This is a genomic window from Massilia sp. GCM10023247, assembly GCF_042653325.1.
Lineage (GTDB): Bacteria > Pseudomonadota > Gammaproteobacteria > Burkholderiales > Burkholderiaceae_D > Telluria.
The window spans coordinates 226475-233871 of the sequence record NZ_JBHSIB010000006.1; the positions used below are offsets into that span (position 1 = coordinate 226475).

6 protein-coding genes are annotated in these 7397 nt (G+C 70.5%); 2 read left to right on the forward strand and 4 right to left on the reverse strand.

Annotated features, from left to right (window positions below; all coding sequences use genetic code 11):
* Positions 1 to 58: 58 nt before the first annotated feature.
* The 3 genes from ppsA to ACFPAH_RS03715 form a co-directional block, all read right to left on the reverse strand.
* Entirely contained in the window at positions 59 to 2491 is a 2433-nt protein-coding gene (gene ppsA / locus ACFPAH_RS03705) for a phosphoenolpyruvate synthase (RefSeq protein WP_379740805.1), read from the reverse strand.
* A 63-nt stretch (positions 2492 to 2554) separates the two neighbouring features.
* Entirely contained in the window at positions 2555 to 4051 is a 1497-nt protein-coding gene (locus tag ACFPAH_RS03710) for a L,D-transpeptidase family protein (RefSeq protein WP_379740808.1), read from the reverse strand.
* 112 nt (positions 4052 to 4163) lie between these two features.
* Positions 4164 to 4451 carry a hypothetical protein gene (locus ACFPAH_RS03715; protein WP_379740811.1) on the reverse strand — a complete coding sequence of 96 codons (288 nt, stop codon included), beginning with the start codon at positions 4449 to 4451 and terminating at the stop codon, positions 4164 to 4166.
* On the opposite strand from ACFPAH_RS03715, the gene ACFPAH_RS03720 reads away from it, so the two are divergent.
* Positions 4444 to 5604 carry a family 1 glycosylhydrolase gene (locus ACFPAH_RS03720; RefSeq protein WP_379740814.1) on the forward strand — a complete coding sequence of 387 codons (1161 nt, stop codon included), beginning with the start codon at positions 4444 to 4446 and terminating at the stop codon, positions 5602 to 5604. The two genes, ACFPAH_RS03715 and ACFPAH_RS03720, sit on opposite strands and share 8 nt — an antisense overlap.
* Positions 5605 to 5625: 21 nt before the next feature.
* On the opposite strand, the gene ACFPAH_RS03725 is transcribed toward ACFPAH_RS03720, so the two are convergent.
* Positions 5626 to 6744, reverse strand: coding sequence for a sensor domain-containing diguanylate cyclase (locus tag ACFPAH_RS03725; RefSeq protein WP_379740817.1), 1119 nt, complete (start codon positions 6742 to 6744; stop codon positions 5626 to 5628).
* A 222-nt stretch (positions 6745 to 6966) separates the two neighbouring features.
* Between ACFPAH_RS03725 and ACFPAH_RS03730 the strand changes: the two genes are divergently transcribed.
* Positions 6967 to 7397: biotin/lipoyl-binding protein (locus tag ACFPAH_RS03730; RefSeq protein ID WP_379740820.1), on the forward strand; the 431-nt coding region annotated here is incomplete at its 3' end.

Below are 7397 nucleotides of genomic sequence, written 5' to 3' on the forward strand. Positions count from 1 at the left end.
GTTGAAGTGAAGGATGTCTGCTCAGCCTGGACTACTGGCCGTCCACTACTGGCCGTCCTCATCCGGGCGCCGGACGCGGCGGGCGGCCCAGGCCGCGCTCGACCTCGACCAGCTTGCGCACCGTCGCGACGATCGAATCGGGATTCAGGCTGATCGCATCGATGCCCTGTTCGACGAGGTAGCGCGCCACCTCCGGATAGTCCGACGGGGCCTGGCCGCAGATGCCGATGTGGCGGCCGTTGCGCTTTGCGCCCGCGATCGCCAGCCGCAGCATCTCGAGCACGCCGGGGTCGCGCTCGTCGAAGTCGAAGGCGACCAGGTCGGAGTCGCGGTCCACGCCCAGCACCAGCTGGGTCAGGTCGTTCGAGCCGATCGAGAAACCGTCGAACAGCTCGGCGAAGGCGTCGATCTGGATCACGTTGTTCGGGATTTCGCACATCACGTACACCTCGAGGCCGTCCTTGCCGCGTTCGAGTCCGTGGCCGGCCATGGTCTCGAGCACCGCGCGCGCCTCCTCCACACGGCGGCAGAACGGGATCATCAGGCGCACGTTCGGCAAGCCCATGCCGGCGCGTACCCGTTGCATGGCACGGCATTCGAGCGCGAAGCCCTCGGCATAGGCCGGATGGGCGTAGCGCGACGCGCCCCGGAAGCCGATCATCGGATTCTCCTCGCGCGGTTCGAAACCGGCGCCGCCGAGCAGGCTGGCATACTCGTTGGTCTTGAAATCGGACATGCGCACGATGACCGGCTTGGGCCAGAACGCGGCGGCGATGGTGCCGACGCCCTCGGCCAGCTCGCGCACGAAGTAGTCGGCGGGCGAAGCGTAGCCGCGGGTGCGGCGCGCGATCTCGGCACGCTGCGCGGGATCCTCCACCTTGTCCGGATGCACCAGCGCCATCGGGTGGATGCGGATGTGCTCGGCGACGATGAATTCCATGCGCGCCAGGCCGACGCCGTCGTTCGGCAGGAAGCGCGTGCGAAAGGCGGCCTCCGGATTGCCGATGTTGAGCATGATGCGGGTCTGCGGCATGGGTAGTGCTGCGAGATCGGTGCTGGTCTTGGTGAACGGCACCCGTCCGGCGTAGACCCGGCCAACCTCGCCCTCGGCGCAGGACAGGGTGATCTCGTCGCCGCTGCGGATCGCCGCCGTCGCGCCGCCGCAGCCGACGACCGCCGGCACCCCGATCTCGCGCGCGACGATGGCGGCGTGGCAGGTGCGTCCGCCGTGGTCGGTGACCACGCCGGCAGCGGTCTTCATGACGGTGCCCCAATCCGGCATGGTGCTTGCCGCCACCAGGATCTCGCCCGGCTGGAACTGGCCGAGTTCGCCGGCGTCGGCGATCACGCGCGCCTTGCCCGAGGCGACCTTGCCGCCCACCGCGCGGCCGGCTGCCAGGATGTCGCCGCGCCCGGCGAGCCGGTACTCGTCCAGCTGCGTTGCCGAGCGGCGCGAAGCGACCGTCTCGGGGCGGGCCTGCACCAGGTAGAGCTGGCCGTCGATGCCGTCGCGCGCCCATTCGATGTCCATCGGCACCGGGTGACCGGCGCGCGCCGAGTAATGTTCCTCGACGCGCAGGGCGGCCGTGGCCAGTTCGAGCACGGCCTCGTCGTCCAGGCAGAAGCGCTCGCGCTCGTCGCCGCCGGTCGGCTCGTTGCGGGTGGCGCCCGCGCCGCCCTCGGCACCGTACACCATGCGCACCTGCTTGGCGCCGAGGCTGCGCCGCAGCACGGCGCGCTTGCCGTCCCGCAGGGCCGGCTTGAAGACGTAGAATTCGTCCGGATCGACCGTGCCCTGCACCACGTTTTCTCCCAGCCCGTAGGCGCCGGTGACGAGCACGACGTCGCGGAAACCGGTCTCGGTATCGAGCGTGAAGACGACCCCCGAACAGTCGAGGTCGGACCGTACCATCTTCATGACGCCCACCGACAGGTATACCTTGAAGTGGTCGAAGCCGTTTTCGATGCGGTAGACGATGGCGCGGTCGGTGAACAGGCTGGCGAAGCAGCGCCGTATGCTGTCGAGCAGTGCCGCCTCGCCGCTGATGTTCAGGTAGGTTTCGTGCTGTCCCGCGAAGCTGGCGGTGGGCAGGTCTTCGGCCGTGGCCGAGCTGCGCACGGCCACGCTCAGGTGCTCGCCGTATTCCTCGCGCAGGGTGCGCCACGCCTGCAGGATGCCCGACTCGAGTGCCGGCGGCAGCGGCGCGTCATGCACGATCGCGCGCGCCCGCGCCGCGCGCCGTGCCAGGTCGGTCACGTCGGTTGGATCGAGCCCGTCGAGGGCCGCGTGCAGGCCTTCCCAGGCGCCGGCATGGTCGAGCGTGGCCTTGTACGCGGCCGCCGTCACGGCGAATCCGTTCGGCACGCGCAAGCCCCGACCGGCCAGCTGGCTGACCATTTCACCCAGGGAAGCGTTCTTGCCGCCGACCAGGGGCACATCGGCGATGCCGAGTTCCGAAAACCAGCGGATGAAACCGTCTTGGGTGTTCATTGCTCCCTCCATGCGCGGCGAGGATCCGGATCGGCCAATGGTAGCAGAAGCGCCGCCCCTGGGTCAGTACCCGAGCGCCTCGATCAGCGCCGCGTCGCGGCCGTAAATGTCTTCGGCGAACAGTGTCCTGCCGTCGCGCTCGGTGACTGCGGTCGCGTAGAACAGCACCACGGGAACCGCGGCCGGCAGCGTCACGGTGCGCGTCCTGCCGCTGCCGATGGCGGCCTCGATGGCGGCCGTGTTCCACGACTGCGGATTGGCCAGCACGAACTCGGCGAGCGCGACCGGTTGCTCGACCCGGATGCAGCCATGGCTCAGGTCACGGCGTGTGCGATCGAACAGTTCGGTCGCCGAAGTCGAGTGCAGGTAGATGTTCATCGGGTTCGGCATGGCGAACTTCAGCGCGCCGAGCGCGTTCTGTTTGCCGGGACGCTGCCGGACCCGCGCCGCGCCGTCGCGCAGGGCGGCCAGCCCGGTCGCATCGTCGGCCAGGACCCGGCCGTCCGCAGCGACCAGCTCCATGTCGTGTTCCCTGAGGTAGGCGCCGTTGCGTGCCAGCTTGGGCAGGATCTCGCCCACGGCGATGCTGCGCGGCACGTTCCAGTAGGGGTTCAGCTCCAGGTAGCGCATCTGGCCGATGAAGAGCGGCGTCGGGGTGCGGGCAGCGGTGCCGACGATGATCCGCATTTCGAGGCGCGCCGGCGCCACCGTATCGCTGCTGTCGAAGGCCCACAGGCGGTAGGTGGGGAGATTGACGGCGATGGTGCGTCCGCGCGGCAGCGGCGGCAGCCAGCGCAGGCGCTCCAGCGTCAGCGCCAGCTGCGCCGCCCGGTGCGCGGGCGGAATCGCCAGCGCAGCCAGGGTGCGCGCGCCGAGCACGCCATCCTCGGCCAGGCCGTGCCGCGCCTGGAAGCGCCGCACCCCCGCCGCCAGCTCGGCCGTATAGCGTCCGTCGCCGCCATCGCCGCCTGCCGGGCCTTCGAGGTCGCCCAGCAACTGCAGGCGTGCGCGCAGCGCTGCCGCGCCCGCATAGGGATCGCCCGCCTTCATGCCGCGCGCGGCCGCGGGCAGGGGCGGCCATGCCTGCTGCCGGCGCGCCAGTTCCCGGTATTGCGCCAGGCTGGCCATGACCCTGCGGTACAGGGGAATGGCAGGCGCGGCCTCGTCGACCGCCTGCGCCAGGCGCCCCTCGCGCAGGGCCTGGGCCAGGCGCGCCGCCGGGTCGAATCCGGCCGGGTTGCCGGCCGCCCGGTAGGCGGACACGGTGCGGCCTGCGTGCAGCTCGGTGAGGTAGCGCTGCATGGCTTGTCCCAGGTCGCGTTCGAGGGCTGCCGTCGCGCCGGCGTCGCGCGCGGCGCCAAGTCTGCGGACGAGTTCGCTGTAGCCGTAGCGCTCGGGGTCGAGACCATGCCGTTCGGCACTGCCCAGCAGTTCGAGCGCCAGGCGCGCCTGCCGGCCGCCGTCAGCCAGCGGGAACAGGAAGGGCGCGCCCGCCTGGGCGGCCTCGGCCTGGATGGCGGCGGCGCCGGCCGGGGCGGTGAACGAAAGCAGGGTGAACAAGCACAGCGGCAGAAGTCGATGGAGGAAGGACATTGTCTCGGTATGGGTGGGATAAGGCGGCACGCGCGGCAACGGTGGCGGCAGCGCAGGCTGGTGCTACGATAGCGGCGTGTCAAGTTATTGGTCGTTGATGCATATCAAAACCTTCAATGTTTTCAGCCAGATCCGTCGCTTTGATTTGCATCAAAGCCGAGGCGGCGGCTCGCGACATGCTAGAGGACGTTGTCCAGGTCAGCGCCTGGTTATGCCGACCAGCAAGGAGACCAGCAGTGAAGAATGGCGCCCGGTCCGCCACGCAGGCAGGTTCACGCAGCGGCGGCTGCACACCCTTGTCGCCTGCGACGCTGACGCGCTCGTTTTCCTTTTGCACGGGAATCGAGAGCAGCGCGCCGGTGATCACGGACGCCGACGGCCGCCGGCGCCGCTTCGACCAGATGGCCGCGTCCGGGCACGACCGCCGCTGGCGCGAAGACTTCCGCCTGGTCCACGAACTCGGACTGCGCTGCCTGCGCTACGGGCCGCCGTATTACCGTACCCACCTCGGCCCGGGGCGCTACGACTGGAGCTTCGCCGACGAGACCTTCGCCGAGCTGCGGCGGCTGGGCATCGTCCCGATCGCCGACCTCTGCCACTTCGGACTGCCCGACTGGCTGGGCAACTTCCAGAATCCCGATTTCCCGATGTATTTTGCGCAGTACGCGCAAGCCTTCGCGCGCCGCTATCCCTGGGTCTGGCTCTACACGCCGGTGAACGAAATGCTCGTGACGGCCGAATATTCGGCGCTGCGCGGCTACTGGAACGAGCAGCTGCGCGACGACCGTGCCTTCGTCACCGCCTTGACGCATGTGGTCGACGCCAACCTGCGCGCGAGCGAGGCGATCCTCGGCGCCTGCGAGGCGTGGTTCGTCCAGAGCGAAACGACGCGCTACTACCACCCCTACAATCCGCAGGCCGCGCCCCTGTCTGCCGGCCTCAACGAGCGCCGCTTCCTGTCGCTCGACCTCAACTACGGACGCAAGCCCGCGGCGGAGATGGTCGCCTACCTGCTTGCGAACGGCATGCCGCGCCCGCGGCTCGAGGCCTTCATGGCGCGCACCGTGCGGCCGTGCTGCGTGATGGGGACCGACTACTATGAAGGCAGCGAGCAGGTCGTGCTGCCGGACGGCAGCACCCATGGGTCGAACGTGCTCGGCTACTACGGCCTGACGCGCCAGTACTACGACCGCTACCGCCTGCCGGTCATGCACACCGAAACGAACCAGCTGCAGCCGCTCAACGCCGCGTTCTGGCTCGAGCGCCAGTGGGCCAACGTGCTGCGGCTGCGCCAGGAGGGCTACCCGGTGATCGGCTTTACCTGGTACAGCCTGACCGACCAGGTGGACTGGGACATCGACCTGCGCGAAGTCCGTGGCCACGTCAACCAGAACGGCCTGTACGACATGCAGCGCCGCATCCGCCGCGCCGGGGTCGAATACGCCCGCATCATCCGCGACTGGGGCGGCGTGCTGGCCGAGAGCAGCGCCGAATGCGGTAAGGTCCGGCTCGGCGTCTGAGCACGCGCGGGGCGCGTGGGCTCAGGGCGACGGGGCCAGCATGGTACGGTTGCGGCCGCCTTCCTTGGCGGCGTACAGGGCGCCGTCGGCGGCACGCAGGAGCTCGGGCCAGCCGGCGTGCCCCGGCGCGAGCACGGCGACGCCCGCGCTGACGGTGAAGCGCAGCGATCCGGCCGCCACCGGAAGGCAGAGCGCGGCCACCGCGGTCCGGATGCGCTCGGTACAGGCGAGGGCGTCGGACACGCCGGTCTCCGGCATCACGCAGACGAATTCCTCGCCGCCGATGCGGCCGATGTAGTCGCTTGCCCGCAGGCTCTGCTTGCACGCCTGCACCATCGCGCGCAGGGCCTGGTCGCCCACCGCATGGCCCCAACGGTCGTTGACGCGCTTGAAGTGGTCGATGTCGAGCATCGCCACCGCCAGCGGACGGCCGTGGCGCCGGGCGAGCAGCAGGTCGTGCTGCGCCAGCTCGCTCAGGTAGCCGCGCGAGAGCGCGCCGGTGAGGCTGTCATGGCGGACCGCATCGAGTATCGCCTGTTCGGCCAGGAAGGCGCGCCGCCGCAAATGCAGGCCGGCGAGGGCGACGCCCAGGGCGAGCTGCCACGACAGCGCATACAGGAGCAGGGCGTTCAGGAACAGGGGCGGCGCCAGGTTCGGCGCGCCGAGCAGGACCAGCAGCAGCGCCGGCCCCATGGCGGCGAGCAGGAAGCGGCGCGGGCGCGGCTCGACCAGCGCGAGCAGGAACAGGGCGCCGGTCAGGCCGGGCAGGGCCAGCACCAGGCCGCCGCCGAGCAGGCTGGCGCTGACGACGATCGCACCGGCATGCGTCGCATACAGCCAGGCGCAGCGCCAGGCCGGCGTCCAGCGCAGCCGGCCCCGGGCGTAGGCGAGCGCGCCGAACAGCACCAGGGCGATCCGTACCCGCAGGGTCAGCGCGGCGCGCGCCGGATCGATCCAGGCATCCCAGGCGGCGAACAGGACCACGAAGGTCCCGAACAGCGGCCCGAGCACCGGCAGCAGGCGCGCCAGGCCGGCATCGACCTGGGCGTCGAAGCGGGCCTCCAGTCCGTCCGGCAGGGGGGCCAGCAGGCGCCGCAGCGCCGGCAGGCCGCCGCCTTCGGTGTGCGTCACTGTCTGCATGCTCCCTCCGGCTGGGCGAGTGGCGGTTGTCGCAGCCATTCTTGCAGGCTTGCGCGGGCCGTGTCGACACCCGCTTACGTTTGACTCAAATCAAATACAGGTGGCGGGCCGGAGCGTTACCGTCCAAACAGCGCGGTTTGATATGCGTCAGGTCTACTGGCGCGACGGCGGGCGCCCGCCCGTGGTCGAACTGCCACATGGGGAAGGCCGATGAACTGGAGATTGTCACGACGCCTCTATCTGGCCGGCTTCGCCGTACTGGTCGGACTCGGCGCGATGTATGGCTGGCGCAGCATCCGTCCCGCAGGGCCTGACCCCGGTTTCGTCAGCGGCAATGGCCGTATCGAGGCCACCGAAATCGACATCGCCACCCAGCAGCCCGGCCGCATCGCGGAAATCCTGGTCGACGAGGGCGATCTGGTCAAGGCCGGGCAGGTCGTCGCGCGCATGGACCTGCCGGCGCTGCAGGCCGGGCGCGACGAGGCGCTGGCGCGGGTGCAGCAGGCGCGCGACGCGGTGGCCGCGGCCCAGGCCGGCCTGGCGGTGCGGCGCAGCGACGAGGCTGCCGGCGCCGCACTGGTGACGCAGCGGCGCAGCGAGCTCGATGCGGCCGAGCGGCGGCTGGCGCGCTCGGCCACGCTGGCCGGTGCCGG

Bases quoted from the DNA above. Each gene is read 5' to 3' on its own strand.
- ppsA (WP_379740805.1), bottom strand. From the start codon at position 2,491: ATGAACACCCAAGACGGTTTCATCCGCTGGTTTTCGGAACTCGGCATC.
- ACFPAH_RS03725 (WP_379740817.1), bottom strand. From the start codon at position 6,744: ATGCAGACAGTGACGCACACCGAAGGCGGCGGCCTGCCGGCGCTGCGG.